The 24,831-nt window shown below is 66.6% G+C and carries 32 protein-coding genes and 1 tRNA gene; 23 read left to right on the forward strand and 10 right to left on the reverse strand.

Going from position 1 to position 24,831, the window contains the following annotated elements:
* The 18 genes from DW298_RS19395 to DW298_RS14715 all read left to right on the forward strand — a co-directional run.
* Window positions 1-204: hypothetical protein (locus tag DW298_RS19395; RefSeq protein WP_205820382.1), on the forward strand; the 204-nt coding region annotated here is incomplete at its 5' end.
* Window positions 205-222: 18 nt separating this feature from the next.
* Entirely contained in the window at window positions 223-642 is a 420-nt protein-coding gene (locus DW298_RS14635; RefSeq protein ID WP_136043208.1) for a Gp19/Gp15/Gp42 family protein, read from the forward strand.
* The gene (locus DW298_RS14640; protein ID WP_136043209.1) at window positions 639-968 is read left to right on the forward strand and encodes a head-tail adaptor protein; all 330 of its coding nucleotides are present in this window, start codon (window positions 639-641) and stop codon (window positions 966-968) included. The genes DW298_RS14635 and DW298_RS14640 overlap by 4 nt, the downstream gene beginning before the upstream one ends.
* 12 nt (window positions 969-980) lie before the next feature.
* Window positions 981-1,280 (forward strand): hypothetical protein, encoded by a 300-nt coding sequence (locus DW298_RS14645; RefSeq protein ID WP_136043210.1) that lies wholly within the window; start codon window positions 981-983, stop codon window positions 1,278-1,280.
* 9 nt (window positions 1,281-1,289) lie between these two features.
* A complete protein-coding gene (locus DW298_RS14650; RefSeq protein WP_136043211.1) occupies window positions 1,290-1,682 on the forward strand; it encodes a hypothetical protein in 393 nt (130 codons plus the stop codon).
* A gap of 63 nt (window positions 1,683-1,745) precedes the next feature.
* Complete coding sequence (locus DW298_RS19530) at window positions 1,746-2,582, forward strand: IPT/TIG domain-containing protein (RefSeq protein WP_205820383.1); 837 nt, start codon at window positions 1,746-1,748, stop codon at window positions 2,580-2,582.
* An 85-nt stretch (window positions 2,583-2,667) separates the two neighbouring features.
* Window positions 2,668-3,015 carry a hypothetical protein gene (locus DW298_RS14660; RefSeq protein ID WP_136043212.1) on the forward strand — a complete coding sequence of 116 codons (348 nt, stop codon included), beginning with the start codon at window positions 2,668-2,670 and terminating at the stop codon, window positions 3,013-3,015.
* Window positions 2,990-3,607, forward strand: coding sequence for a hypothetical protein (locus DW298_RS14665; protein WP_136043213.1), 618 nt, complete (start codon window positions 2,990-2,992; stop codon window positions 3,605-3,607). The genes DW298_RS14660 and DW298_RS14665 overlap by 26 nt, the downstream gene beginning before the upstream one ends.
* Before the next feature lie 40 nt (window positions 3,608-3,647).
* A complete protein-coding gene (locus DW298_RS14670; RefSeq protein WP_136043214.1) occupies window positions 3,648-5,714 on the forward strand; it encodes a tape measure protein in 2,067 nt (688 codons plus the stop codon).
* The gene (locus tag DW298_RS14675) at window positions 5,714-6,451 is read left to right on the forward strand and encodes a hypothetical protein (protein WP_136043215.1); all 738 of its coding nucleotides are present in this window, start codon (window positions 5,714-5,716) and stop codon (window positions 6,449-6,451) included. Before DW298_RS14670 ends, DW298_RS14675 begins: the two co-directional genes overlap by 1 nt.
* A gap of 8 nt (window positions 6,452-6,459) precedes the next feature.
* Entirely contained in the window at window positions 6,460-7,527 is a 1,068-nt protein-coding gene (locus tag DW298_RS14680) for a hypothetical protein (protein ID WP_136043216.1), read from the forward strand.
* A gap of 26 nt (window positions 7,528-7,553) precedes the next feature.
* A complete protein-coding gene (locus DW298_RS14685; RefSeq protein WP_205820384.1) occupies window positions 7,554-8,441 on the forward strand; it encodes a hypothetical protein in 888 nt (295 codons plus the stop codon).
* The gene (locus tag DW298_RS19535) at window positions 8,441-9,106 is read left to right on the forward strand and encodes a hypothetical protein (RefSeq protein WP_205820385.1); all 666 of its coding nucleotides are present in this window, start codon (window positions 8,441-8,443) and stop codon (window positions 9,104-9,106) included. The genes DW298_RS14685 and DW298_RS19535 overlap by 1 nt, the downstream gene beginning before the upstream one ends.
* A gap of 3 nt (window positions 9,107-9,109) precedes the next feature.
* A complete protein-coding gene (locus DW298_RS14695; RefSeq protein ID WP_136043218.1) occupies window positions 9,110-9,427 on the forward strand; it encodes a hypothetical protein in 318 nt (105 codons plus the stop codon).
* A complete protein-coding gene (locus DW298_RS19540) occupies window positions 9,420-10,088 on the forward strand; it encodes a collagen-like protein (protein WP_205820386.1) in 669 nt (222 codons plus the stop codon). The genes DW298_RS14695 and DW298_RS19540 overlap by 8 nt, the downstream gene beginning before the upstream one ends.
* Window positions 10,085-10,453 (forward strand): hypothetical protein, encoded by a 369-nt coding sequence (locus tag DW298_RS14705; RefSeq protein WP_136043219.1) that lies wholly within the window; start codon window positions 10,085-10,087, stop codon window positions 10,451-10,453. Before DW298_RS19540 ends, DW298_RS14705 begins: the two co-directional genes overlap by 4 nt.
* Window positions 10,453-10,905 carry a hypothetical protein gene (locus tag DW298_RS19400; RefSeq protein ID WP_136057581.1) on the forward strand — a complete coding sequence of 151 codons (453 nt, stop codon included), beginning with the start codon at window positions 10,453-10,455 and terminating at the stop codon, window positions 10,903-10,905. The genes DW298_RS14705 and DW298_RS19400 overlap by 1 nt, the downstream gene beginning before the upstream one ends.
* A gap of 92 nt (window positions 10,906-10,997) precedes the next feature.
* Window positions 10,998-12,554: a hypothetical protein gene (locus DW298_RS14715; RefSeq protein WP_136043221.1), complete on the forward strand. Its 1,557-nt coding sequence runs from the start codon at window positions 10,998-11,000 to the stop codon at window positions 12,552-12,554.
* Here the strand turns inward: DW298_RS14715 and DW298_RS14720 are convergent.
* The 3 genes from DW298_RS14720 to DW298_RS14730 all read right to left on the reverse strand — a co-directional run bounded on the left by DW298_RS14720 (window position 12,551) and on the right by DW298_RS14730 (window position 14,275).
* Entirely contained in the window at window positions 12,551-13,681 is a 1,131-nt protein-coding gene (locus tag DW298_RS14720; protein ID WP_136043222.1) for an O-antigen ligase family protein, read from the reverse strand. The two genes, DW298_RS14715 and DW298_RS14720, sit on opposite strands and share 4 nt — an antisense overlap.
* A gap of 72 nt (window positions 13,682-13,753) precedes the next feature.
* Window positions 13,754-13,969: a hypothetical protein gene (locus tag DW298_RS14725; RefSeq protein ID WP_136043223.1), complete on the reverse strand. Its 216-nt coding sequence runs from the start codon at window positions 13,967-13,969 to the stop codon at window positions 13,754-13,756.
* A gap of 30 nt (window positions 13,970-13,999) precedes the next feature.
* Window positions 14,000-14,275, reverse strand: coding sequence for a hypothetical protein (locus DW298_RS14730; protein ID WP_136043224.1), 276 nt, complete (start codon window positions 14,273-14,275; stop codon window positions 14,000-14,002).
* Window positions 14,276-14,613: 338 nt separating this feature from the next.
* Between DW298_RS14730 and DW298_RS14735 the strand changes: the two genes are divergently transcribed.
* A complete protein-coding gene (locus DW298_RS14735) occupies window positions 14,614-15,258 on the forward strand; it encodes a GntR family transcriptional regulator (RefSeq protein ID WP_136043225.1) in 645 nt (214 codons plus the stop codon).
* Between the two features lie 9 nt (window positions 15,259-15,267).
* Here the strand turns inward: DW298_RS14735 and DW298_RS14740 are convergent, their stop codons facing one another.
* Window positions 15,268-15,588: a hypothetical protein gene (locus tag DW298_RS14740; RefSeq protein WP_240745148.1), complete on the reverse strand. Its 321-nt coding sequence runs from the start codon at window positions 15,586-15,588 to the stop codon at window positions 15,268-15,270.
* A gap of 515 nt (window positions 15,589-16,103) precedes the next feature.
* Between DW298_RS14740 and DW298_RS19405 the strand changes: the two genes are divergently transcribed.
* Window positions 16,104-16,274, forward strand: a complete 171-nt coding sequence (locus DW298_RS19405; protein ID WP_168429491.1) for a hypothetical protein — start codon at window positions 16,104-16,106, stop codon at window positions 16,272-16,274.
* A gap of 103 nt (window positions 16,275-16,377) precedes the next feature.
* On the opposite strand, the gene DW298_RS14750 is transcribed toward DW298_RS19405, so the two are convergent.
* Both DW298_RS14750 and DW298_RS14755 read right to left on the reverse strand, forming a co-directional pair.
* A tRNA-Arg gene (locus DW298_RS14750) sits at window positions 16,378-16,450 on the reverse strand.
* Window positions 16,451-16,466: 16 nt separating this feature from the next.
* Window positions 16,467-17,282, reverse strand: coding sequence for an SGNH/GDSL hydrolase family protein (locus DW298_RS14755; protein ID WP_240745149.1), 816 nt, complete (start codon window positions 17,280-17,282; stop codon window positions 16,467-16,469).
* A gap of 92 nt (window positions 17,283-17,374) precedes the next feature.
* On the opposite strand from DW298_RS14755, the gene argS reads away from it, so the two are divergent.
* Both argS and DW298_RS14765 read left to right on the forward strand, forming a co-directional pair.
* Window positions 17,375-19,039, forward strand: a complete 1,665-nt coding sequence (argS, locus tag DW298_RS14760; RefSeq protein ID WP_136043227.1) for an arginine--tRNA ligase — start codon at window positions 17,375-17,377, stop codon at window positions 19,037-19,039.
* Between the two features lie 40 nt (window positions 19,040-19,079).
* Window positions 19,080-19,928, forward strand: coding sequence for a DUF2993 domain-containing protein (locus DW298_RS14765; protein WP_136043228.1), 849 nt, complete (start codon window positions 19,080-19,082; stop codon window positions 19,926-19,928).
* 19 nt (window positions 19,929-19,947) lie between these two features.
* On the opposite strand, the gene DW298_RS14770 is transcribed toward DW298_RS14765, so the two are convergent.
* The 4 genes from DW298_RS14770 to DW298_RS14785 are packed head-to-tail and all read right to left on the reverse strand — an operon-like array spanning window position 19,948 to window position 23,247.
* Entirely contained in the window at window positions 19,948-20,685 is a 738-nt protein-coding gene (locus tag DW298_RS14770; RefSeq protein WP_240745150.1) for an alpha/beta hydrolase, read from the reverse strand.
* A complete protein-coding gene (locus DW298_RS14775; RefSeq protein WP_136043229.1) occupies window positions 20,682-21,266 on the reverse strand; it encodes a TetR/AcrR family transcriptional regulator in 585 nt (194 codons plus the stop codon). The genes DW298_RS14770 and DW298_RS14775 overlap by 4 nt, the downstream gene beginning before the upstream one ends.
* Entirely contained in the window at window positions 21,244-22,143 is a 900-nt protein-coding gene (locus tag DW298_RS14780; RefSeq protein WP_136043230.1) for an alpha/beta hydrolase, read from the reverse strand. Before DW298_RS14780 ends, DW298_RS14775 begins: the two co-directional genes overlap by 23 nt.
* A gap of 57 nt (window positions 22,144-22,200) precedes the next feature.
* Window positions 22,201-23,247, reverse strand: a complete 1,047-nt coding sequence (locus DW298_RS14785; protein WP_136043231.1) for a YihY/virulence factor BrkB family protein — start codon at window positions 23,245-23,247, stop codon at window positions 22,201-22,203.
* Window positions 23,248-23,395: 148 nt separating this feature from the next.
* On the opposite strand from DW298_RS14785, the gene lysA reads away from it, so the two are divergent.
* On the forward strand, window positions 23,396-24,814 hold the full coding sequence (lysA, locus tag DW298_RS14790; RefSeq protein WP_136043232.1) for a diaminopimelate decarboxylase: 1,419 nt from the start codon (window positions 23,396-23,398) through the stop codon (window positions 24,812-24,814).
* Window positions 24,815-24,831 lie beyond the last annotated feature (17 nt).

Genomic DNA, 24,831 nt, shown 5'->3' on the forward strand with positions numbered 1-24,831 from the left:
GAAGACGAGTCCGAAGACGAGTCCGAAGACGAGTCCGAAGACGAGTCCGAAGACGAGTCGGGCGTCCCTCCCGTGAAGGGCCCGGGATCGTCCGCCAAGGCGTGGGCCGCGTACGCGCTCACGAAGGGTTTCGAGGTCGAGACGGACGCGAAGGCATCCGAGATCCGCGACGCGCTGGCTGAGGCCGGCATCCCCGTCGAGTAAGCAGAGAGGACCCTCCACATGGCGCTCACACCATTTGCCACCGCTGATGATGTCATCGCCGTGTGGGGGGAACTCTCCACCGCGGAGGAGGAACGAGTCGAAGCCTGGCTCGTCATCGCTTCCAATAACCTCCGACTGATCGGACGCAAACGCGGCATCGACGTCGACCAGTACATCGCTGGCGATGAGCTGCTGACCGAGGCCGCGAAGAACGCGGTCGTCGCGTCGATCCGTCGAGTACTGCTGAACCCGAAGGGACTGAGGCAGCGCTCCATCACCACCACCGACGGCCCGTTCTCCGACACCGGGTCTGAGACGGTCGACTCGTCGTTGTCGTCGAGCGAGTTCTACTTCTCCGACAACGACCTCTCCTGGCTCCCCGGCGCACCCAAGAACAAGCTCCGCTCGTTCTCCATACGATCAGGGTTCCGGCAATGACCCCTCGGTACGAACCCGTCATCATCCGTCGCGCGGTCGACGTCCTCAACCCCGACGGTGACCCCGTAGGCGCGGACTGGGCCGATCACATCACCCTGTCCGCGAAGTTCGCACCCTCGAACCCGTCCGAAGCACTCGAGGTCGGGAAAAACACCGTCATCACCGGCGGGACCGTCTACGCGCGAGACCTCCCCGTTCGCCCGGACATCACCTCGAGCGATCGGGCAAGCGTCCGCGGCGTCGAGTACGAGATCGACGGCGAGATCGGCATGTGGCTCCGCCAAGACACCTGGGCGATCCAATTCGCCATCCGCACCGCCAAGTGACGGGAGTTCGCCATGAAGGTGAACGTGAAGTTCCCGATGCTCCGCAACCCCGAAGGTCACCCCACCGAAGCCCGCCAGAACCACAAGGCAATCCGAGAAAGCCTCCTGCTCGACACGAGCGGGAGCGGCGTCGAGAAGGCACTCGTTGACGCCGCACAGCGTGCCGCTGGCCCTGGCCAGGAGGTGTTCGTATCGCGTGGGTACGGTGCCGCGGGGCGCTTGTCTGTCTGGATCGTGGATCAGTCGACAGACGGGCGACGGCGCGACAAGCAACAGGAACTCAGGGCGGCTCTCGCCCGCGTGCAGATCTAGGGGTGAGGCATGGCAGAGTTCGCTTCCAAATGGCCTCACGTTCGGCGCTGGGTCATCAACACCGTCCGGGCATCCGTCACTGCAGATCGGGTGTCCGCGGAGCGAGACGAAAAGCTCGCACGCCAGGTTGTTGTCAGCGTCGCACCATCGCGTCTTGAGACACCCGTCTCGAGGCAGTATCTCGTCACCGTCGACTGCTGGGCGTACACGAACAGCGTGACCGCGAAGGACGACGCGTTCGAGCTCTGCACAGACACCGCGTACGCAATCGACTCTGCCGTCCGCAACGGAGACCCCGTTGTTCGAACTGAGCTCAACGCTGGCCCCACGGAGAACCGTGATGAGGCCGGCCACTACTACTACACGGCCACCGTCCTGGTGGTCGCCCACCGACTCCCGTAACCACGGGGGAATGCCACCAGTTGCCGGGTGGGTCACTCACTGACACAGGAAGGTAGCTGGCACATGACCGCTGCACTCATCGAAAACGGCCGGACCATCAACCCGACCGACGTGCGCCTGGTGCAGGATGGTCGAATCCTGCTCGGCGCCTACGGAATCTCCGCACCTACCGGCCCCGACTGGGACCCCACCTCCGACCTCGCCGCGAAGATCCGTGCCGACCTCGGCTACTACGGCGAAGATGGGTTCTCCCTGACCGCCGAGCCCGGTGACAACAAGCGCTTCGTGGCACACAACGAGGACGTCGTCATCGACCAGGACGGCCCCGGAACCTGGGCTGTCGCGTTCTCCGGCATCCAGCGATCCCGCACCCTCACCGAGGCGTACTTCGACACGGTGGTGGACCCGGCGACAGGGTCGTTCACGCTCACGAAGGCATCGGTGAACACGTTCCGTGACCTCGTGACGGTCGGCATCTCCGGCAACGACGTCATCATCACCCACTACCCGCGGGTGAAGGTCGCTGACCGTGAGGCAGTCCAGTTCGGTGCCACGGCGATCAACGCCCTCGGGATGACGCTCCGCGCGTTCCGGGACCCGATCCTCGGCTACCAGGTCCGCCAGTGGGACACCACGCTGATCGAGACGCCGCCTGCCGTGCCCACGATCACCACGACCGTACCTGCGACCGAGCAGGCAGCGGCAGGCAACGTCATCATCACCGGTACCGGGTTCACCGGCGCCACGTCGGTCAAGTTCGGAACCGCAGAGGCATCGTTCCAGATCCTCTCCGACACGTCCATCGTCGCTGTCATGCCCGGCGGTGCAGCCGGCGCAGCGAACATCACCGTCACGACTTCGGGTGGGACCTCCACCGTGAAGACCTTCGCCCGGTCGTGAACAAGCCCCGGGGGTGGTGGAGCGGCAACCCCGCCACCCCCGGACACATCCTCAGGTTGCCGAATCACTGAAAGGTTGCCGAACCATGGCTGAAGAGCTTGACCCCAACGAAGTCCAGATCACTCCATCCACTGCAGCGAAGGTCGAGCTGATCACGTTCAACATCGTCGGGATCGGGAAGTTCGATCTTCCCGTCCTCGGCACGCCAGGCGTGCCCTTCGGTATCACCTCCGCGTTCGGACAGTTCGAGTCCTCTCGGCGGACGGGCACCTCGCAGCAGAAGCTGACCGCATGGACCCGACTCATCGACACTCTCGCGGACACCTACCCCGACGCTGTGCGTGTGATCGCGCGTCTCGGTGGCGACGACATCGCAGAGATCTTCAAGCAGTGGGGCAAGAAGTCTCGTGAGCACACTGCCCCTTCTCGGTGAGCGCGACTGCCCTATAGGCGTCTCTCACGCGGTCGCCCTGCTCGAGGGCGACTACGAGTGGTCCGAGGAACGTGACGAACGCTGGCTCCACCTGTGGGATGTTCTCGCGGCACACCCCGCGCTCCATGAACACGTACATGCGCTTGACACTGACGCCTTCACAGCGTTTGTGCGACTGTGGGCGGCGAAATCCGTGATCTTCGACCACCGCTCAGCGATCATCGTGCCGATCATGCGGCACCACCCGGGGGAGCTACGGCACGATCTCGCGAAGATCGGAATCGAGTACTCGAAGCTCGAAGACGGCACGCTCACCTGGAACGAGATCTGGGCATACGTGGGCGGAGTCATACGTGACCGATCATCGACCACGGTCGCCGCGATCCAGGGTCACAAGTACGTGCCATCACCCGCAGAAATCGCCGCCTGGGACATCCACGAACGCGAGATGAACGCGCAACGCGGGAAGAACGCGCAGTACAAGCGATTCCCCCGTCCGTGGGCAGGGAAACCACCCACGTACTCCACAACGTCTCCCGACGCGTCGCCTGAGCGTGATGCGCGTCGCGCGAGGCTCGCAGCCATGTTCTAGACCCTGTTGCCGCGGGGACATTCCGTAAGGAGGAGTCCCCGTGGCAGAAGCGGCACTGTTCGTCGAGATCGTACCCACGACCTCCGGGGTCAAGCGCGCGATCGAGAAGGATCTCAACGGCGCGTTCCAGGAGACCGAGAAAAAGGGCTCCGGGGTACTCAACAAGCTCGGGGGACTCGCCAAGGGCGTCGGTTTCGCGGCCGCGGGAGCCGTAGCCGCCTTCACCGGAATCTCCGTCGCCGGCGGATTCTCTCGCGCGATGAAGATCGACGAGGCCCAGGCAAAGCTACGCGGTCTGGGCAACGATACGAAGGCCGTCGAAACGATCATGGGCAACGCCCTCGCGGCCGTCCAGGGAACGTCCTTCGGTCTCGACGCTGCCGCAACCACTGCAGCTGGTGCCGTCGCCGCGGGGATCGCGCCAGGTGCAGAACTCGAGAGGGTCCTGACCTCCGTCGCCAACGCTGCTGCAGCCGCTGGGGTGGACCTCTCCGACATGGGGTCGATCTATAACAAGGTCGCGTCGCTGGGCAAAGCCCAGAACGACGTACTGCAGCAGGTCGCAGACCGCGGAATCCCGATCTACCAGGCGCTCGCGGATCAGATGGGCGTCACCGCCGACGAGGTCTTCAAACTGGCTTCGGCGGGCGAGATCGGGTTCGCGCAGTTCGAGTCGGCGATGAGCTCCGCATCCGGAACCGTCGCTGCCGAAATGGGAACCACCCTCCCGGGCCTGATCGACAACATGATGGCCTCGGTCAGCCGCATCGGCGAGGGACTGATCACGGGAATCTTCCCCCAACTCAAAGACGGCGTCGCCGGCGTCACCTCAGTCTTCAAAGAATGGGAGATCGGCGCGAAGGACATCGGCGCAGCCATCGGCACGTTCGTCGCCGACTACGGGCCGATGCTGGTTGACACGCTCGTGGGAATCTTCAACGCTGGCTCCGCGGTCGTCGGATGGGTCCAGGACAACGTCACCTGGCTCGGGCCACTTGCCGCAGCCGTCGTGGGCGCTGCACTCGCCTTCGGGGCGTGGCAGGCCGCGATCGGCTTGTGGAGCGCAGCGACGAAGGCGGCTGTAGCGATCCAGGCGGCCTTCAACGTGGTCATGAACGCGAACCCGATCATGCTGATCGTGACCGCCATTGGCGCGCTTGTCGCGGGCCTCGTGTGGTTCTTCACGCAGACCGAACTCGGCCAGGAGATCTGGGCGAACTTCACCCAGTTCCTCGGCGAGGCATGGGCGAACATCTCTGGGTTCTTCACGGCTGCGTGGGAGAACGTGATCCAGCCGATCTTCCAAGCGATTGGTGAGGTCTTCACCTGGGTGTACGAGAACATCATCATGCCGGTCGTCACCGGGATCATGATGTACATCGGCCTGTGGGCTGCTCTCATCACATGGCTGTGGGAGACGGTGCTGTCGCCGGTCTTCGCCGCTATCGGTGAGGTCTTCACGTGGATCTACGAGAACGTGATCGTGCCGATCATCGACGGCATCATCCTGTACTTCCAGGCGTGGGGAGCGATCTTCACATGGTTGTGGGAGACGATCATTCAGCCCGTGTTCGCGGCGCTGGGCGAAGCTTTCACCTGGATCTACGAGAACATCATTGCCCCAGTCGGCGCCGCGATCGGTGCCGCCATCCAGTTCATCGGCGACACCATCCACAACGTGTTCACCGGGATCGCCGACTTCATCGGAGCCGCTTTCCAGGCTGTACTCGACGTCGTGCGCGGTCCCATCAACGGACTCATCGGCCTGATCAACTCCGTGATCGACGGACTGAACTCGATCAGCATCGACATCCCCGACTGGGTGCCGATGGTCGGCGGGCAGACGTTCGGGCTCAGCATCCCCCACATCCCTCAACTCGAGGATGGTGCGCTGGTCAAGGCTCGCACGGGCGGGATCATCGCAAACATCGGCGAAGGCCGGTACGACGAGATGGTTGTGCCGTTGTCTCCGCAGGTTCTCGGCCAGCTCAACGGCGGCGGGAAGGGGGGGGGCACGGTGAACGTGTACCCACAGCCCGGCATGTCTGAAGAGACGATCGGTCGAATCGCAGGCGATCGCCTTGACTACTTGATGAGGAGGGCGTGATGTTTCGTAGCGCCCGAATCGAAGGTGTCGAGCTCGAAGCGGTGCCGCGGGACTTCGACCGGTTCTTGATGATCAACCCCGGTGGGTACAAGCGATCCTCGGCCGTGCGTCGAGAGGACATTTCTCGTCCGTTGGCGCACGGTTCCTTCGGGACTCAGGGGTACCGCGAAGGACAGGTCTTCACATTCGAAGGGGTCGCCAAGCGCGCCCATTCCTTCGAGATGGAAGCTCTCGAGAACCATGTGCGCGGGATCTGCGCAGATGGCGGGTGGAGCAAGCTCACGATTGACGGGGGAACTGGATCGCAGTGGGCGAACGTGGGCCTTTCGTCGATCGACTTCGATGTGCTCGGCGTTGATCCGAGGCTTGCGGAGTTCCAGATTCAGTTCTGGGCACCCGACCCCCGGCTTTACGGGGAGCAACGTGATTTCGCGGGCGGCCAGCCCGCATTGAATCACGGCAGCTTCCCCGCAACTCCTCGACTGCTTGTTGGCGCCGGCAGCGGTCCGTACACGGTGACGGGAGCGAACGGTCGCATCGTCACGGTCTCAGCGGCGCCGAACGCTGCGCATGAGATCGACTTCGCTACCGGGGGGCTGTTCTTGAACGGCATCCGCCAGATCAACGCGATCGCGGTGTATCAGCCGTGGGATGTTCCTCCGGGTCTTCCTGGGGTGACGGCGACAATCAGCGGTTCCCGCACGCTGGTGCAGCGGGTCACGGACACGTTCATTTAGGAGGCGCTGTGGCGATGCTCCTGGTTCACGTTTGCAATGCGATCACGGGTGCGCCGATTGATCGGATCCCCGTGTCGGCGTACTCGTACTCGCGGTTGCTGTCTGCGGGCGACTCGGGCGGCTCGGTGACGATCCCGCTTGACGGGACGATCTCGAAAGCGCAGGTTCGGTCGTTGGCTTCTCCGTGGTCACGGCTCATGTTGATTGAGCGTGATGGTGCGGTGGAGTACATCGGGTACTCGCAGGGATCGACGTACACCCGTGGTTCGCAGACGCTGACGGTGAAGCTCGCAGACATTTGGGCGTTGTTCAACCGTCGCGGGGCCTGGGATCACACGGCTGGGAACGTTGAGCTGTGGAAGGAGACTGTAGTCGGTAACCGCGCGTACCAGGCGGCTTCAGCCATCGAACGCGGGCGAAATGGGCCAGCATTGCCCGCGATGGGTCTCCCGCTCACGCTCCCCGGCGGGTATGCCGGCCCTTCTGTGACCCGCACGTACTACGGGTACAACGTCGAGACGGTCGGCGATGTTCTCGCTGACCTTCTCGCTGAGGGGCTGGATATCTACTTCCGCCCCCGGTGGTCTGGCGGTCAGGCTGACTGGTTGTTCCAGGCGGCGTCCGATTGGTCGTCTGGCGCTGTTCGCGAGTTCGTTGTGTCTGCGAAGAACTCACCCGTAACGGGGTTCAGTGAGACGTCCGATGCGGCCCGGGTGACGAACAATGCCCGGTATATCGGTGAGGGGTCCGAAGTTGACATGCTCGTGCGCTCGGAGCGCAATGTGGCGTCGCCCTATCCGCTTCTGGACCGGGTGACGAACACGAAGCACATCTCGAACGTGGCTCAGCTCTCGTCCTTGTCGGCGCAGGATCTTGTGTCGTATGGGTCGCCGACTGTGCAGTGGGATTTCAGCGTCTCGGCAGACACCCCGGTCGACGTGGGCGACACGGCTCGTCTCCATTTCGATGGCGACCCCTGGGTCATTGATGGCTGGTACAACCGGCGCGTCGTAAAGGTCAGTGGCGATCAGTCCGACCAGAAGAAGATCAGCGTTCAGCCGACGGGGGGTGCGTGATGGGCGTCGATCACCCGGGTGAAGGGATGAGCGTTCAGGCGCTCATGCGCGAGGTCAAGCGCGTTGCGAAGGCTACGTTGCAGAACGCGTCGATCGGTCGAGCCGGCATCCGCGTCTACGATGGCGGCTGGATTCGGATCGAAGGCGGCGGTCTCGCCGTCACCGGCACCCAGACCGTCAGCGGCCGCCTTGAAGGCTCCGGCGTTCTCGACTGGACAGGGAACGTGTACTTTCGCGGGCCGACAGGTGTCCAGGGGAACTTCGCGACGTCGGGCAACGCAACCATCGGCGGCGCGACAACGATTTCGGGCAGCCTGAACGTGACCGGCGCTACCACGCTGAACAACACGGTAACGATGAACGATGATCTCGCCCTGGGAAGCGGTCGAATCGTCGTCGGAAACATGATCATCCGGAAGACGGGCGCTGCGTCAGGGCAGATCATTTCCTCGGGGATCGTGTACATCGAAGGTGCGGGCATCCGTTTCACCGGGTCGGTGTACGCGGAGAACCATCTCGACGTCGTCGGAGATCTCAACGTTCAGGGGTCGAAGAACTTCAAGATGCCGCACCCGACCAAGGCGGGCGTGTGGCTGCGACACGGGTCGACGGAGTCGCCCGTTTCGGGGACCGAGTACACCGGCCGAGCTCGGTTCGGCGATGACGGGGCGGCGACCATCGAGCTCCCGGACTACTTCGAGGGACTGAACAAGCCCGAAGGACGCACGGTCCAGCTGACACCCGTTGGCCGCCCATTCCTGGTCGGCGCGGACGACGTCACGGACGGGCGATTCACGGTGTACGGCGAGCCCGGTCGCGAAGTGTTCTGGCTGGTCAAGGCCGAGCGTTTCGGCGGCGACTTCTTGCTTGAGGAAGAAATCCCAGCCGACGAGTTCATGGAAGAGGAGTCGTGATGACGAAGATCAACGGGGCAGCTGCGGCGGCTTGGCTGGGCGCCCAGGGAGCGCTCGCGCACCATGGCGCCTGCCTTCACTACGTCTGGCAGGCGTACAAGGCGCAGGGCGCATCGACCGGCCGCCACGCAGGAACTGCGCTCGAAGCATGGAACAAGACCGAGCGCCGACACCCCGGCGACCGGAACCCGCCTGCCGGCGTCCCCGTGTGGTTCGGCGCGAAGGCCGGATCCGCCGCGGGCGACGTCGTCATCAGTCTCGGCGGCGGCAAGGTCGTCGCGACCGACTACCCGCGATACGGCGTCGTCGGCGTCTGCACGATCGCTCAGCGCCAGGCGCAGATCGGTCGACCCTACCTCGGCTGGTCGGAAGCGATCTTCGACCAGCAGATCGCCATCCCCGCGCCTGCATCCGGTGGCGGATCGTCCGTCGCACCGGCACCCCAGAAGAAGGAAGAAGAGGAAGAAGACATGATCATCATCATCCAGCGTGCGAACCCGCAGCTCGCCAAGGGGCGGCTTCTTCCGTCGGGGCGAACCCGCGAGATCACTCCCGCCGAGAACGCCGTCTACCGGTCGCTCGAGGGCAGGGGAGCGGCCGAGTTCGTGACTGTCTCGGACAAGGTCTACGAGAACCTTCTTTCGGGTTCCAAGGCAACCGTCTGAGCCGTGGAGCTTCTCAACGGACCGTCGGGGGCAGCGATCCTCGGCGTCGTTGGGATTGCGATCGGCGCGCTCCTCTCCGGGCTGCTGAGACTCATCCCCGCGAAGGGCTCACTCGAGCACCAGATGATCGACCAGCAGCAGGAACGCATCGAGTCTCTCGAGGGCCGTGTCGATCGGCTCGAGCCTCTACTCGTCTGGCATCAGCGGCGCGACGTCGCATGGGAGCGGCGCGAGTCGCAACTCATGAGCGGCGTCGAACGAGGCGAGTACCCGCCGTGGCCCGTCCGAACCGGAATCCTCGCGGAGGAGAAGCATGACTGACACCGAAGCTCTGCTGAAAGCGTCTGTGCGTGAGCGCCGACGCCTGACGGCTCTATTCACGATCCTGCTGATCGTCGTCGCTGGCACCCTCGGCACGGCATGGCTGCTCGAGCGGTCGCGCGGCGACTCATGGCGCGACCAGGCCCTGCACTGGCAGGACGAATACGTGAGTCTCTATGACGAGTTCACCGCTTCGACGGGCGAGGAGCCTGAAGCTCCGGAGCCGGCCGACGTCGCCCAGGGCGCACCAGAAGCCGTGCCAGGCGAACCCGGCCCGGCCGGTGTCGCAGGAGTTCCCGGGCCTGTCGGCGCGCGTGGTCCCGGCCCGTCTGGACAGCAGATCCTCGACGGGATCACCCGCTGCTTCGCGGCGGGCACCTGCACGGCCCCGGCAGGCGAGGCAGGCCCGGCAGGGACGCCTGGTGCCGACTCGTCGGTTCCTGGTCCCGCCGGCCCCTCCGGTCCGGCCGGTGCCGCAGGGCCGGCGGGACCAGCGGGAGTCACCGGTCCTCAAGGGCCGGCTGGACCTGCCGGGCCCACCTGCCCGGACGGCTTCACCGCGACCGTCGCGTGGATCTCGGTGTCCCAGTCCGAGAGCGAGGTCGCTCAGCAACAGCAGGCGATCGTCTGCGTGCTCACAACGACAGGAGTAACCCCATGAACAAGATCTGGTTCCCGCTCCAGCGGGCAATCCGCACGGCCGTCCAGGTCGTCGTGGCCGCCGCCGCCGTCCTTGCGGCGACAGTGGTCGTCGCACCGCAGATCCTCACCGCCATCCAGGATGTTCTCCCTGGACCCGTCGTCGCGTGGGTCACGGGCGCGATCGCAGTTCTCGCGGGCCTCAGCGCCGCAGTCGCCCGTGTGATGGCGATCCCCGCTGTTGACGAGTGGTTGCGTAGGTTCGGCGCGGGCTCCGCTCCGTCTGGCGCGGTCGCATACACGAGCGTCGACGGTGAACGGATCGGCATGACGCGTCGGCAGTGGCGGGCGCACCTGACGAGCTCTGAAGACTCCAAGGGGGAGTGATGGCCAGGACGTACGCGTACACCTGGTCTCTCACCGATATCGGCCTCGGTGTGCTTACGTCGTGGATGCCCGAGGTCACGGTGCGCCCTGCAGTCTCAGCTTTCGGCCCAGACGGGCTCGTATCCGACGTTCGGGTGCAGGTCTCTGCAACAGGGGGCGTCTACTCCGCGACGTTGATCCCTTCTGGCGACCTTACCCCCGCCTCGGGCGGCGCGACGGGCGTGGACTACATCATCGAAGTCGGCCGATTCGAGCTCGCCGACGACCTCACCAAGATCTGGCACGGCACTGAGGCGTGGAAGTTCACCGCCGTCGCCGGCGGCGGCAACGTCGGCGGCATGAACGGCGGCTCCCTGCTCGCCGTCTGGATCGGGCCGCCGTGGCCCGCTGGCTCACCCGCTGGCCTTTACATCGACACGACGCCACCGAATGCGTGGGGGATCAAGGAGTAGACATGGCGCTTCCAGCAGGAGTCACACAGCTCGGAACGTTCAAGGGCGCGAAGGGCGACAAGGGCCTCACCGGCACCCTCGCGTACGCGACCGTGGAGACGGTTCCGGCGGACCAGCCAGCCAGCGTCGAGATGATCGGGCCCGAGAACAATCGTGGCGCGCACTTCCGGGTCTCGCGCGGTCTTCCGGGACCGGGCGCAATCGAGAACGACGAAGCTATCGCAACGTATATCGGTGCCGACGATTCGGAGACGGCCACAGCACTGATGAGGCGTTACGTCTCAAGCGTGACCATGGCCGGACCGGGCATCGACCCGACCGGCGTGACGGATTCAACCGTGGCGATGCAGGCGATCATTGACGCGAACCCGAACGGGCAGATCTATGTCCCTGCCGGCGTCTACAAGTTCACGACTCTGCGCCTGGACGCTGGACAGCTGCTGTTCGGGGTCGGGCGTTCGACCTACCGGGACCGATACTCCGTCTTCGGTACGCCGGGATGGTTGGACGACGCGAACTTCGGAGGCGCTGTTCTCCGATCGACCGCCGCGACGGGAACAGCGATCACGATCGTCGACCCGACAGAGGTAACCGAGGGTGGCCTGCTCGACCTGACGCTGATCGGGCCCGGCTCCGGCGCCGCAGTCGGTGTTCAGATCGGTGGCATCAGCCCGATCAAGTCGACCGTGAATCCGAAGATCCGCAACGTCGCCATCGGTAACTTCGCGACCGGGGCGCAGCTGGCCTATGTCAACGAGGGCGTGTTCGACGGGTGGACTTTCCGAGGCTGTCAGCTCGCGATCGAGTTCGTCGCGGCCGTGAACCACAATGTGTTCACTGGCCTCGACATCCAGTGGTGCGGCGACGGGGTCCGCATCGCCATTGGCTGCTACGCCAACACGTTCCTGTCGCCCATCTTTCAGTCTGACTCGGGCGTCGCAGTGCGCTCGGCGGGCACCAAGACAGCGTTCTACAACCCGTACTTCGAGAACATCGGCCAACAGGCAATGATCATCTCCGGCATGGGGAACAAGGTCGACTCGCCGTTCATCAACGACGTCGGGGACATCATCCAGATCGACGCTGGCGCGTCGGAGAACGAGATTGAGAACTTCGGGTGGCAGGGTGCGGCCGGCGCGATCGTCGACAACGGATCTCGTACGCGCATCAGCGGCCGCACAAACAACGTCTCGGGTACGGGCACGGGCCGGGTCGTCATCGACCCGGGGGAGCCGGGCACACCGTTCGGCCTCTGGAAGGGGTTCAACCCCACGCTCGGCGGCACAGGTTGGGCCATCGGAAACGGAACGATCGTCGCGTCCTACACGCGCATCGGTCGCACCATTCACGAACGCGTGCTCATCACCTTTGGATCTACCAGCACCTTCGGCAGTGCCTCGCCGACAGTGTCCCTGCCAACGGACGCAGTGCCGCAATCGCGCGGCATGTTCGAGGCCGTGGGCGTCCGCAACGGCGTCGGTTCATTTCGGCTCTTCCCGCGGATCTCCGCCATCGGCGGCAGCGCCGTGCTCATCAATGCGATGGGCGCCAATGGCCAAGGCGTCGCGATGACCGCAACCACGCCTGCGGCATGGGCCTCGGGTGACACCCTCGAGGTGTACGGAACGTACGAGGCGACGCTTCTCTAGCTGGCAATGCCGCTCATTGACCCCCGCTTTCCTGGAATCACTTCCGGGAAAGCGGGGGTCGTTAGTGCGTTGAGGCGGGCGAAGATCGCAAGAACGATCCATGCGGCGGGAGCGAGCTCCCAGACACCCGTGAGGTATGCGGGGGCGCTGGCGGCGAGGAACGACCCGATGAGTAGCGCGCGCTGGCGAGGCTCGACATCTCTGGAGCCGGAACGCAGCGACGACCAGTAGATACCGAGCAGGAGTAGCACTCCGATGCCGCCGAGATTGACCCCGGTTTCCAGCAGGAAGTTGTGAGCGGAGATTTCGTAGCCGCCGAGGACGCGGAATGATCCTGCGCCATATCCAACAACTGGATTGTCGGCCCACAGCTCGCGTGCGATGGGCCACAGCTTCAGGCGGCCTGACCAGTCGCCGGTTGCGCGATCACCGGACTCGAATGCCAGCGACGCCTGATCGGCAATCCCTGTGACGATGAGCGCGGCGACGGTCACGAAGACGATGACCACGAGGCGGACGCTCCGAAGCCGGAACATCTTCCATGCGAGGAGCCAAAGGAGCACGCATGCCAGACCGAGGTACGCGCCTCTGGTGCCGGTGAGCTCGACGCCGATGAGGATAGCTACCGTGGTCGTGCCGAGCGCCACGTATGTGCGGATCGTTCGCTTCGGGGCCGTGGCCAGGAGGAGCACGATCAACGCGAAGCCGGCGGCGAAGGCGTAGCCGAGGTAGTTCTCGTTCAGGTCGCCGAGGCTGGAGCGCTCGACGGTCTCGCTGAAGATGGCGTCCGGATTCTCGAACATGATCCGAACGACCGCGGTGAAGGCACCTGCGAGGTATCCGATAGCTACGGCTCGCAACTGCCGCCTGGTCTGGATGAAGTCCAGCATGAAGACGAACATGATGAGCAGGGATGCCCATGTGAGGGTGCTCAGCGTGGACAGCGGATTGACGGTCCACATGTTGGAGGCGATGACCCAACAGGCCAGGGCGAAAGAGAGCAGCACGGTCGCCGTCACCTTGAGTGAAAGAGGTCGACCAAACAGGTAGACGAGGAGCGCGACGAACGGGCCCGCCGCCATCACCAGAGTGGGGTCGAACGTGGACAGCCCGGCGAGCCCGGCCATGAGCCATGTTCGCGGCCCAAGGCCGCGGAGCCCGGCGTCGGGCACCGCTTGTTTCTGTCGCACTCGGCGATCCTAGCGCGGGTCGCGGTCGGGCTTCGCCCCGCGGAACACGATGACGGCGTAGGTGGTAGCGCCGATAACTCCCGCGGCGATTCCCACGATCTCGTAGAGGCCCCAGGCCCGCTGCTCGGGGGCGATCAGGAACTGGGCTGCCATCCCGAGGAACATCGCCCCGAACAGAATGCCGAACGCGTTGATGAACGTCCGCGCCGGCATCTCGTTGGTCATGGTGTCATGCTAGCCCGGTCCGCGTTCCTGCTACACCGTTCGCACGGAGAGCATCTGCCAGCCCTCGGGGACCTGGGCCTCGAGCGCTGCCATGTCGTCAGCCTCGATCTCACGTTCACCGTCGCGGCGCTCGAACTTGCCCTCGACCGATCGCACCGGGGTTCCGTTCGTCATGGTCGGGATCGCGGAGACGAGCTCCCAGCCTTCGGGCGCCTGCGCGACGAGCTGCGCGCGAACCTCTGCGAGCTCTTCACCCTTGAGGGTGATCGTGTGCGTCTCGATGGGGCGGATGAGTCCGATGAGCATCAGACCAGCCTAGGCCGCCGACGCACGCGAGAACCCCGGCACGTCAGGGGGAGGTCCGGGGTTCTCGGCACGGCCAACGTACACCTCGTGGCGACGAGTGTGAAGGCGTCTCGTGAGCGCTCGACGGTCCACGGCTATAGACAGCCAGACGGCGCTGTCGTATCGTGCGAGGTCAGCGCGGTTACGCGGTAGCGCGGTTCGGGGGAGGTCCCGTTCACCGAGCTGAGGCCTTCCGCCGAGTACATGCGAAAGCTGTGCGGAGCGGAAGGCCAACTCGTTCTCCGTCTGGTCGTCGAGCGCCACGGCGCTGACGCATTCGTGGAACGGAGAAGGAAGATATGGCGCTGTCGGGTGGCCCGGTGGATCGGACTCGTCTCGGGGAGAGCGCGTATGCGCGGCTCCGGGCGGCAATCATCGGCGGTGAGTTGGAGCCAGGGTCGGTGCTCGGCGTCTACGAGACTGCCAAGGCTTTCGGCACCTCAAGGGCACCCGTCCAGGTCGCGTTGGATCTGCTCGCCCGCGAAGGGCTCGTAGAGGTGTATCGCAACTCGTATTCGCGAGTGGCTTCGGTGGACGGAGAGAGCACGCGCAAGGCGGTCGACGTCCTCACGGATGTGTGGACGGGCGCCGTTCGCCGGTTCCTACCGAGAGCAGGCGAGGAGGAGGTTGCAGCCCTGAGCGACCTCGCAGCCCAGATGGCGGCGACGATAGCCAGCCGGGACGTGGCATCTTTCGGGGACGCTCTGGAAGAGCTAGCGGTGAGCTGCTCGAAAGGTGACGCAAGCCCGGAACGCACCAGCATCGTCAGTCAGACCTGCGCCCACGTTCATCGCTACTGGCTGCTCTCGGATCGGGCGTTCGATTGGGATGCCGCCGCGACGCTGACCGCAGTCATCGGCGCTTCCATCCGATCGCGGGACGCCGCGGGAGCGTGCGACGCCATCACAGGATTCCTTGACGACGTCGCTGCCGACGCCCTCTGATCCGAGCGCTCAAGGCTCTTCGTCGCTCAGCTGCACGGCGTTGCCCCACACCCAGCAGCGGAAGGTCTGGTCCTCGGCGCGAAACTCGATGCCGGCGGCGAGTGGCGTGGAGCGGACGAGCTTCGCGTCGACACGCACCGACTCCGGCCCGAACCGGACCCACGCGCGGACGCGTCTCGGTCGCGGGTAGATCGTCATCGGCTGCTCACGCATATCCATCTCGCGCGCGGTGAGCGACTGCAGCGGGCCGTGCTTCGCGGCCTCGAGGATCGATCGCGCCTGAGACTGCATGTCACGATACGCGGAGAGCGTCGCCCCAGGGTTCCCCATAGCCGGTCGTTCCTTCCTCCGGCCGAGAGGTTCGATTCTATGTCGCGACGTCTGACATCGCTGTCGGTGGTCAGTGGCAGGCTCTCCACCTATGACGACAGAAACACCTATCCAGCGCGCTGCGAGCCTGGGGATGGACCATGCCGAGGACGAACACCAGGGGGCGAAGGGCGTGCGCCTCTATTCCGGGAGACAGGTAGCTGATGCCCTCGGTATCGAAGAGCAGTTGACGGGGAACGAGTACGTCGCGCTCCGTGAGGCGTACGCCAGCGGGTGGAGTTCGTTTTGGTGACCCCGGTCGACCTCCTCGCCTTCGAGTCCTGTTGGCCGCGCCACACACCGGACAAGGTCGCGGAGATACGCCATCGACTCTCGATCTCCGAAGTCAGGTACTACCAGCTGCTGGATCGTGCAGCGGCGTCAGATGAGGGGATCAGGGCGCACCCGATGACGGCACGGGCCGTCAGGGATCGTGCAGCGAATCGGGCGCAGCAGCGGACGCGGAGGACTGCAGCATGAACGAAGAGGTTCGGGTGCGCAAGGACGGACGTCAGCTCGTCACGGCGCACCCCGTACGCCCCGAAGAGTTCATCGAGATCTACGACGGACCGATCCCGGAAGGCGCCATCGTCTGCGGGTATCGCAGCAGCGAGCCGCCCCAGGAAGCATGGATGGACGAAGTCTGAGACGACACGCCGAGACAAACGTAGCCACCTCACAAAAGTGAGGTGGCTACAGTTTTGGCTATTGGGAAGTCCGGAAAATCCCAGACTCGCCAGTGTTTTCTAGTGCCCCCGACAGGAGTCGAACCTGCGACCTACGGTACCGGAAACCGGCGCTCTATCCACTGAGCTACGGAGGCGTACCGATCGACAATATCACTCGTCGGGGGTCGTCTCCGACTCACCGGCTTCGGTGACCGGTGCGGCGCGCAGCTCTTCGAGCGCGGAGGCGAGCTTCTCGGCCAGATACCGGTGCCCGTCGGTGGACGGATGCTTGCGCCCGACCTCGACGTCGATCACGTCGAGGTAGTTCTGCTCGGTGATCCAGTTCTGAGCGATGGGGGAGATGTACCACCAGCCGCGGGCTCCGGCGAGCTCCCCGAGGTCAGCGTCGATCCGCGCGGTCGCGGCGCCGACCGGCAGTTCGTGCGGCGCCGGTCCCAGCACGACGATGACGGCATCCGGGTAGGTCGCGGACAGGGCGTCCCAGGCGGCGGTCACGGCCTCGCGGTAGCCCTCGACGCCCTGAGCCCGGTCGTTGATCGAGCCCTGGATGATCACGAGGTCAGGTGCGAGTGTGGGGTCGAGTGCTGCGATGCGCTCCCCGAAGGCCGGGCCGTCGAGTCCGGGCTTCAGGTACCCGCTCCCGCGGACGCCGTCGACGATGGTCTCGCCGCCGATCAGGTCGGCCAGGACGTACGCATAGCCGAGCGTCGGATCGGTCGCGGCCGAGCCGTAGGTCCACGAATCTCCGAACACGAGCACGGTGGGGTGATCGGGCAGGGCGAGCGGCGCGGGTGCGACCGCCTCGGAGGCCGCACCGGCCGCCGCGACCGGGGCTCCGACGGGCGCTGCGGAGGGTGCTGCTGTCCACGGCCGCCACATGCCCAAGACGCCTGCCGCGGCGGCGAGGACGAGGGCGATGGCGACCCCTGCGGTGCGCAGTCGACGACGGGTGGCGGGGGCCTTCATGGGATGAGAGTAGATCACTGCGCGCCGATTGCGAATTCCGCGCGCCCCGCGCCGTCGGATGGCCCGTCCCCGACCCGTAAACTGGGGAGGCTATGAACCCCGAAACCCTCGCTGCCGCTGTCCTCGCCGTCCTCGCTCCGATCGCCGAGGAACGACGCCCCGGTGAGCCTCTCGGGGTCTCCGCGGCCGACATCGTGCTGGAGCGTCCGCGCAACCGCGATCACGGCGACTGGGCATCGAACATCGCCATGCGGCTCGCGAAGCCCTTCGGCACGAACCCGCGTGAGCTCGCGCAGCAGATCGCCGACGGCCTCGCCGCCGTCGACGGCATCGCGAGCACCGAGGTCGCCGGTCCCGGGTTCATCAACATCCGTCTGGACGCCGCCGCCGCGGGTGCGCTGGCGAAGGTCATCGTCGATGCCGGCACCGCCTACGGAACCAACGCGTCGCAGGCCGGCGTCAGCGTGAACGTCGAGTTCGTCTCGGCCAACCCGACCGGGCCGCTGCACATCGCGCACACCCGCTGGGCGGCGCTCGGCGACTCGATCGTGCGTCTGCTCCTCGCCAGCGGGGCGCATGCGGTGCGTGAGTACTACATCAACGACGCCGGAGCGCAGATGGACCGCTTCGCCGTCTCCGTGCTCGCGGCTGCCAAGGGCGAGCCGACTCCCGAGGGCGGCTACCCCGGTGCGTACATCGCGACGCTCGCCGGTCGGGTACTCGAGTCGCGTCCCGACCTGCTGCAGCTTCCCGACGCCGAGCAGCTGAGCGTCGCGATGGAGCTCGCGTATGAGTTCCAACTCGCCGAGATTAAGAGTTCGCTCGAGCGGTTCAACGTGCCGTTCGACGTCTGGTTCTCCGAGCGCACGCTGCACGCGAAGGACGCATCGGGCATGAGCCTGATCGACCAGGCCGTCGACCGTCTGCGCGAGCAGGGACACGTCTTCGACGAGGAGGGCGCCGTCTGGGTGCGCACGACCGACTTCGGCGACGACAAGGATCGTGTGATCCGTCGATCGAACGGCGAGTACACGTACTTCGCCGCCGATGCCGCGTACTACCTGAACAAGGGCGATCGTGGCTTCCAGAACAAGATCTACCTCCTCGGGGCCGACCACCACGGCTACGTGCACCGCCTGAAGGCGGTCGCCGGTGCCGCGGGTGAAGACCCGGAGAAGAACGTCCAGGTGCTGATCGGGCAGATGGTGTCGATCAACGGCGCACGCCTCAGCAAGCGGGCGGGCAACATCATCGAGATGGACGACCTGCTCGACTGGCTGGGCACCGACGCGCTGCGGTACTCGCTGGAGCGGTCGCCCGCCGACTCGCCGCTCGACCTGGATCCGGAGCTGCTGCAGAAGCGCACGAACGACAACCCCGTCTTCTACGTGCAGTACGCCCACGCCCGCACGCACAACGTCGGGCGGAACGCGGCCGATTCGGGCGTCGACCGCTCGGAGTTCGCCCCGGAGACGCTCACGCATGAGTCCGAGGCCGCTCTGTTGGGAGCGCTGCAGGAGTTCCCCCGCATCGTCGCGTTCGCCGCCGAGGTCCGCGAGCCGCACCGCGTCGCCCGCTACCTCGAGGAGCTCGCAGGGCTCTACCACCGCTGGTACGACAACTGCCGTGTGATCCCCCAGGGTGACGACCCGATCGAGAGTGTGCACCGCACGCGTCTGTGGCTGAACGACGCCGCCGGTCAGGTGTTCCGCAACGGCCTCGATCTGCTCGGAGTGAGTGCGCCCGAGCGCATGTGATGAGCGCTGCCATCCGGTCGGGTACGGCAGGATGGCAGGCATGAGCGACGACAACCACACCCTGCCGTATCCGGACGCCTCGGCCGAGCATCCGACGCTCGTGATCCCGGGGAACGCCGCCGGTCAGCAGGCCGCTCCCGCGCCGCGGAAGCGCCGCCGCTGGCCGTGGGTGCTGCTGATCGTGGTGGTCGTTCTGGCGCTGCTGGTGGTCGCCGCCGAGTTCATCGCCCGCGCGGTCCTCCCCGGGACCGTGCGGTCGATCGTCATCGAGCAGCTGGATCTCCCTGCGGACCAGCAGCTCGAGGTGGAGACGGAGGGACTGCTGCTCCCGCAGCTCATCAGCGGGTCCCTGGACACGCTGCACCTGTCGACGGACTCGGTGACGCTGGAGGGGATCACGGGCGCGGCCGACGTCACTGCGACCGCCGTCCCGCTGCGCGGCGGCGATCTGGGGGGAGCTGCGGGAACCATCCGCATCGATCAGGAGGAATTCACCTCGCTGCTCACCGGCACCGAGCTTCCCGTCGAGTCGGTCGAGTTCGCTGCCCCCAATGCGACGGTGAGCGGCTCGATCACCGTGTTCGGGGCAGCCGTGCCGCTCTCCCTGACGCTCACGCCTGGCGCCGTGGAAGGGGACCTGGAGCTCACGCCGGTCGCCGCGAGCATCGGCGGACTCGACATCGACCTCGACCAGGTCGGCTCGACGCTGGGGTCACTCGGCGAGGGGCTGACGAGGCCGCAGCGGGTGTGCATCGCCGATCAGCTGCCGGCCGGGCTCACCCTCACCGGACTGGAGATCGTCGACGGCGCAGCCGTGATCGACATCGACGTGGACGGGGCGATCGTCACCGACACATCGCTGCAGGACAAGGGCGTCTGCCCGCGCTGATCGGTTCGGATGGGCACTGTCATCCGCGACGCGCTTCCTCGATGCGCTGCGCGAGCCACTCCGGGCGCTGCAGCGGGATGCCGTGTCCGCATCCGTCGACGACCTCGAGCGTGCTGTGGGGGAGTGCGGCGTGCAGCGCTGCGGCCGAGCGCCTCATGAGCTTCTTCTCCGCTGCCCCGACCAGGATCAGTGCCGCTCCGGGGAACGTCGACCATCCGGCGGGTGGCGCGAACCGCAGATTCTCCTCGACCGAGGTGAGCAGCGTCTCGCGGGAGAGGGACGACGACGTCTGGAGGTAGTCGGCCAGATGAGGCTCCGGCACGAAGAGCTCCCGCGCCTGCAGCCGTGCGAACCTCTCGTTCCTCGCGAGCCCGGCGGTCGCGCCGAGCAGAGCCAGTGTCGGTCCGGTCATGCGCAGGCGCAGCGCCTGGGCGCTGATCACCACGGTCCTTTCGACGAGCTCGGGTCGCACAGCGGCGAGCAGCACGGCGAGTTGTGCTCCGAGGGAGAACCCGACGACGGTGGCCGGGCGTCCCTCCTTCTCGAGGATGCGCGCGAGCAGGTCGACCGTCGCGCGATGCGAGGCGTACGACTGCGCCGCGCTGCGGCCGTGACCGGGGAGGTCCGGCACCAGCACCCTCGCGTGAGGAGGCAGGTGCGCGCGCATCGGCTCCCACATCCACCCGGCCACGCCACCGCCGTGCAGGAGCAGCAGCGGGGGTTCGCCCGTGCGCCCGAAGGTTTCCAGGTGCATCATCTCTCCGTCTCGAAGGCCGCGGACATCCGCCCGATGGTGTCGATCGTGCCCTCCAGCAGTGCCGGGTCGAGCGGTCCGAGCAGCCGCGCCGCCGAGAGCAGCCCGATCGTCGTGCTCGACAGCGCCAGAGCGAGCGTGCGCGGATCGACATCCATGACGATCAGGCCGCGCTCCTGCAGCTCGCGGATCCACTCGACGACCCGCTGATGGCGCTCGCGGTAGCGCCCGTCGGTCTCCTCCATCACGTGGGAGCCGAGGATGCCCTGATCGTCGAGGAAGGCAGCGGTCATCAGGGGGTCGTCGAGCAGCGCGCGTGCCGTCGCGCGACAGGCATCGCTGAGACGAGGATGCTCACCGAGTTCGCCTCGGACCCGATCGGCCATGCGCAGGTTGCCCTGCAGCAGCAGCGCGTCGAGGATGTCGCGCTTGCCGGCGAACTCCAGGTACACGGCGCCCTTCGCGATGCCGGCGCCCTCGGCGATCGCGGCGACGCTCATGGCATCGAACCCGTGCGCGAGCACGAGCGCTCGGGCCGCATCGAGGATGCGCTCCCGTCGGTCAGGTATCCGTGGTCGGGGCACCGGCACTCCTCAACTGTTCGAGCATCGCGGGGATGACGAGGTCGGGTCGGTCGCGCTGCACCCAGTGGCCGGCTCCGGGGACGAGCCGGAGCGATCCGGAAGGCAGAAGTGCGGCCGCCGTCTCGATGCGAGCGACGGGAACTCCGGTGTCGCGATCGCCGTGCACCAGCAGCGTGGGAGTGCGTATGCCCGCGAGCTGATCCGTGTAGACCGTTCGCAGCCGATTCCAGAGCACCTGATCGCGCTGCCATTGTCCGAACGACTCGAGACTCGTTCCTCCGGCGGCTTCGGCGAGGACCGCATCGACGAGCTCGGGGGTGCGTGCCTGCGGGTTGCGCACCAGGTCGCGGAGACCGCGCTCCATCGCGGGGCGGTTCCGTGCGTAGGAGCGGGTCATCGCGGCCAGCAGCCCGGAGCGCAGCAGGAGGAATGAGGTCAGTTGAGTGATCCGTCCGCGGAACCCGTCGGCGAGACGGGGCATCAGGCCGTAACAGCCCAGCAGGATGGCGGTCCGAGCCCGGCCGGGTTGATCGAGCAAGTGCCCGACGCTCATCCCGCCGCCGAGGGAGAGTCCCGCGATCGCGTACTCGCCCAGACCGAGCGCGTCGACCAGCTCGCCGACGTGCCGCACGAGTCTCTCCTGGGTGAGGGGCCAGTCGGCCCGGGGGCTGTGCCCGAATCCGGGATGATCCGGCGCGATGACTCGGTGCCCCGCGTCCGCGAGTGCGGGCCCGACCTCGCCCCACGAGAGCTCGGCGCTGTCGGCACCGCCGCCGTGCAGGAGCAGGACGGGAAGCCCGGTCTCCGCAGCCGGCCGCCACTCCAGGGCGGAGACCGCGGCATGCGGAAGATCGATGACCGTGCGTCGGGCGTCCATGGCGTCCTCTCGTTGTGACCAACATAGCCGGTTCGGTCACAACGAGGCGCGATGCGGCTACGCGGACTTCTCGGCGGACGCCGCCTCCTGTGCGGCGCGCAGCTCCGCGGTGGCGACCTTGACGTCGACCTCGGCGCGCTGCAGACGCCGCTGGACGAAGGTCGTCGCCGCGAAGCGGGCGTGCACCCGATCGGACTTCTCCTCCTCGGCTGTCACGATGTAGGCGCACGCGAACAGCATCACCTGCGCCGAGAAGTTCAACCAGATCAGCAGCGCGAGCAACGAAGCGAAGGATGCGAGAAGCGGGTTGCTGGTCGCTCCGCCCACGAAGAGTCCGGACAGCTCCTGCAGGACCAGCAGGCCCAGTGCGCCCAGCAGCGCTCCCGGCCAGAGCGAGCGTGCCGACGGGCGCACCCCGGAGAGCAGGAGGAAGACCCCGATGATGATCGCCGTGTCGAGGGCGAAGACGACGACGAGGGAGAGCAGGCGCACGGTCCAGGCCACGACCGGTGCGTCGGCGGGCAGGCCCAGCAGATCCGCGATCCACGAGACGCCCAGCTGCCCGGCGAAGGTGACGGCGGCGGAGAGCACGAACGCCAGGCCGATGCCGATGGCCAGCGCGAGGTTGCGGAGGATCACCCAGATCCAGAGGATGTCGGCCTGCACCGTGCCCGCGAGCACCCGCACGGCCGTGCGGAGCGATCCGATGGCGCCGAGTGCGGCGCCGACGAGGGCGATGAGCGAGATGATCCCGGCGAGCGACAGGGACGCCGGCGCCTGGAGGTCCTTCGTCTTGATCACGCCGTCCTCGCCGATGAGCCCGGGCACGGCCGACTGCACGGCGTCGATGATCGCCTGCCACGCCACCGGGTTCCCGGCGAGCCACAGAGCCGCGATCGAGAAGCCCAGCAGCACCCCCGCGAACACGCTGAAGAGGGCGCGGTAGGTGACGCTGTCGGCGAGCATCGGCCCGCGGCGCTCGGTGTACAGCAGCGCGGCGCGCACCGGCCGGCGCGCGAGTGCCCACGCGATGATCGGTCCGGTGATGCGCGGGATCAGTCCCGGACGCGCGGGGGAGTCCTTCGTCGTTTCAGTGTTCGCCACGCCCCCACCCTAGGAGGCTGAGACAGGCTGTTGCAGGGGCTTGACGCGGCGCGTCACCATGATCAGGGACACGCGGTCGGTGCCCTAGAATCGGGTCAACCTCGATGTGCGCGACCCCGCCCGAGATCCTTCCCACGATTGGTGATCAGTGCTTCTCCCTGCCGATTCGCTCGCTCCGGAATGGCTCGCTGTGCCCGATGACGCCAACGACCTCGCCGACGGCGTCTGGCCGGCGTCCGCGACCCGTGATGGCGACGGTGTGCTCGACATCGCCGGTGTCAGCGCCACCGCCCTCGCCCGCACCTACGGCACGCCGCTGCTCGTGCTCGATGAAGAAGAGGTACGCGGGCGAGCCCGGCGGTTCCGGCTCGCGTTCGATCGCGCCGCCGCCGACAACGGCACCACGGCTCAGGTGTACTACGCGGGCAAGGCGTTCCTGTGCACGACGGTCGCGCGCTGGGTGGTCGACGAAGGTCTGCGCGTCGACGTCTGCACGGGGGGAGAGCTGGCCGTCGCCCTCGCGGCCGGTGTGGCACCCGGGTCGCTGGGCTTCCACGGCAACAACAAGTCCGTCGCCGAGCTCGAGCGTGCCGTGGAGGTGGGCGTCGGGACGATCATCGTCGACAGTGCCATCGAGATCGAACGGCTCGCGGCGATCACCGCTCGCACCGGCGCGACGCAGCGGGTGCTGGTCCGCGTCATCAGCGGCGTGCACGCCGAGACCCACGACTTCCTCGCCACGGCTCATGAGGACCAGAAGTTCGGGTTCCCGCTCCCGGAGGCCGAGACCGCCGTCGCCCGCATCCGCGAGATCCCGGGTCTGGTCTTCGCCGGACTGCACTGCCACATCGGTTCGCAGATCTTCGGCGTCGCCGGCTTCCGCGAGTCCGCATCCCGCGTGCTCGACCTGCACGCCACCCTGCTCGAAGGCGGTCCGGTGCCGCAGCTCAACCTCGGCGGTGGCTTCGGTATCGCCTACACGCGCGTGGACGACCCGACTCCGATCGAAGGACTCGCCGACGCGATCGTCACCTCGGTCGCGGAGGGCTGCGCTGCACGCGGCATCCCCGTTCCCGCCCTGTCGTTCGAGCCGGGTCGTGCCATCGTCGGCACCGCGGGCGTCACCATCTACGAGGTCGGCACCACCAAGGACGTGACCGTGGCGACGGGCGCCGTGCGCCGATACGTGAGCGTCGACGGCGGCATGAGCGACAACGCGCGCCCCGCGCTGTACGGCGCCCAGTACTCGGCGCGCCTCGCCTCGCGCATCGGGTCCGGTGAGCCTCGACTCAGCCGGGTCGTCGGCAAGCACTGCGAATCCGGCGACATCGTGGTCGACCACGAATACCTGCCCGAAGATCTGGTGCCCGGCGACCTGCTCGCCGTGCCGACCACCGGTGCCTACTGCGTGCCGTTGGCGAGCAACTACAACCATGTACCGCGTCCGCCCGTGGTCGCCGTGCGCGATGGACGATCGACGGTCATCGTCCGAGGCGAGACCGTCGACGACGTGCTGGCCCGTGACGCGGGCATCGACGGGGCGAACGCCCCCGAGGGAGAACAATGACCCACCTCCGAAGGAGC

The sequence above is a fragment of the Microbacterium sp. A20 genome, from assembly GCF_004794515.1.
Taxonomy (GTDB): Bacteria; Actinomycetota; Actinomycetes; order Actinomycetales; family Microbacteriaceae; genus Microbacterium.

Bases quoted from the DNA above. Each gene is read 5' to 3' on its own strand.
- DW298_RS14635 (WP_136043208.1), top strand. From the start codon at position 223: ATGGCGCTCACACCATTTGCCACCGCTGATGATGTCATCGCCGTGTGG.
- DW298_RS14640 (WP_136043209.1), top strand. From the start codon at position 639: ATGACCCCTCGGTACGAACCCGTCATCATCCGTCGCGCGGTCGACGTC.
- DW298_RS14645 (WP_136043210.1), top strand. From the start codon at position 981: ATGAAGGTGAACGTGAAGTTCCCGATGCTCCGCAACCCCGAAGGTCAC.
- DW298_RS14650 (WP_136043211.1), top strand. From the start codon at position 1,290: ATGGCAGAGTTCGCTTCCAAATGGCCTCACGTTCGGCGCTGGGTCATC.
- DW298_RS19530 (WP_205820383.1), top strand. From the start codon at position 1,746: ATGACCGCTGCACTCATCGAAAACGGCCGGACCATCAACCCGACCGAC.
- DW298_RS14660 (WP_136043212.1), top strand. From the start codon at position 2,668: ATGGCTGAAGAGCTTGACCCCAACGAAGTCCAGATCACTCCATCCACT.
- DW298_RS14675 (WP_136043215.1), top strand. From the start codon at position 5,714: ATGTTTCGTAGCGCCCGAATCGAAGGTGTCGAGCTCGAAGCGGTGCCG.
- DW298_RS14685 (WP_205820384.1), top strand. From the start codon at position 7,554: ATGAGCGTTCAGGCGCTCATGCGCGAGGTCAAGCGCGTTGCGAAGGCT.
- DW298_RS19535 (WP_205820385.1), top strand. From the start codon at position 8,441: ATGACGAAGATCAACGGGGCAGCTGCGGCGGCTTGGCTGGGCGCCCAG.
- DW298_RS19540 (WP_205820386.1), top strand. From the start codon at position 9,420: ATGACTGACACCGAAGCTCTGCTGAAAGCGTCTGTGCGTGAGCGCCGA.
- DW298_RS14705 (WP_136043219.1), top strand. From the start codon at position 10,085: ATGAACAAGATCTGGTTCCCGCTCCAGCGGGCAATCCGCACGGCCGTC.
- DW298_RS19400 (WP_136057581.1), top strand. From the start codon at position 10,453: ATGGCCAGGACGTACGCGTACACCTGGTCTCTCACCGATATCGGCCTC.
- DW298_RS14720 (WP_136043222.1), bottom strand. From the start codon at position 13,681: ATGGCCGGGCTCGCCGGGCTGTCCACGTTCGACCCCACTCTGGTGATG.
- DW298_RS14725 (WP_136043223.1), bottom strand. From the start codon at position 13,969: ATGACCAACGAGATGCCGGCGCGGACGTTCATCAACGCGTTCGGCATT.
- DW298_RS14730 (WP_136043224.1), bottom strand. From the start codon at position 14,275: ATGCTCATCGGACTCATCCGCCCCATCGAGACGCACACGATCACCCTC.
- DW298_RS14735 (WP_136043225.1), top strand. From the start codon at position 14,614: ATGGCGCTGTCGGGTGGCCCGGTGGATCGGACTCGTCTCGGGGAGAGC.
- DW298_RS14740 (WP_240745148.1), bottom strand. From the start codon at position 15,588: ATGGGGAACCCTGGGGCGACGCTCTCCGCGTATCGTGACATGCAGTCT.
- DW298_RS19405 (WP_168429491.1), top strand. From the start codon at position 16,104: ATGAACGAAGAGGTTCGGGTGCGCAAGGACGGACGTCAGCTCGTCACG.
- DW298_RS14755 (WP_240745149.1), bottom strand. From the start codon at position 17,282: ATGAAGGCCCCCGCCACCCGTCGTCGACTGCGCACCGCAGGGGTCGCC.
- argS (WP_136043227.1), top strand. From the start codon at position 17,375: ATGAACCCCGAAACCCTCGCTGCCGCTGTCCTCGCCGTCCTCGCTCCG.
- DW298_RS14765 (WP_136043228.1), top strand. From the start codon at position 19,080: ATGAGCGACGACAACCACACCCTGCCGTATCCGGACGCCTCGGCCGAG.
- DW298_RS14770 (WP_240745150.1), bottom strand. From the start codon at position 20,685: ATGATGCACCTGGAAACCTTCGGGCGCACGGGCGAACCCCCGCTGCTG.
- DW298_RS14780 (WP_136043230.1), bottom strand. From the start codon at position 22,143: ATGGACGCCCGACGCACGGTCATCGATCTTCCGCATGCCGCGGTCTCC.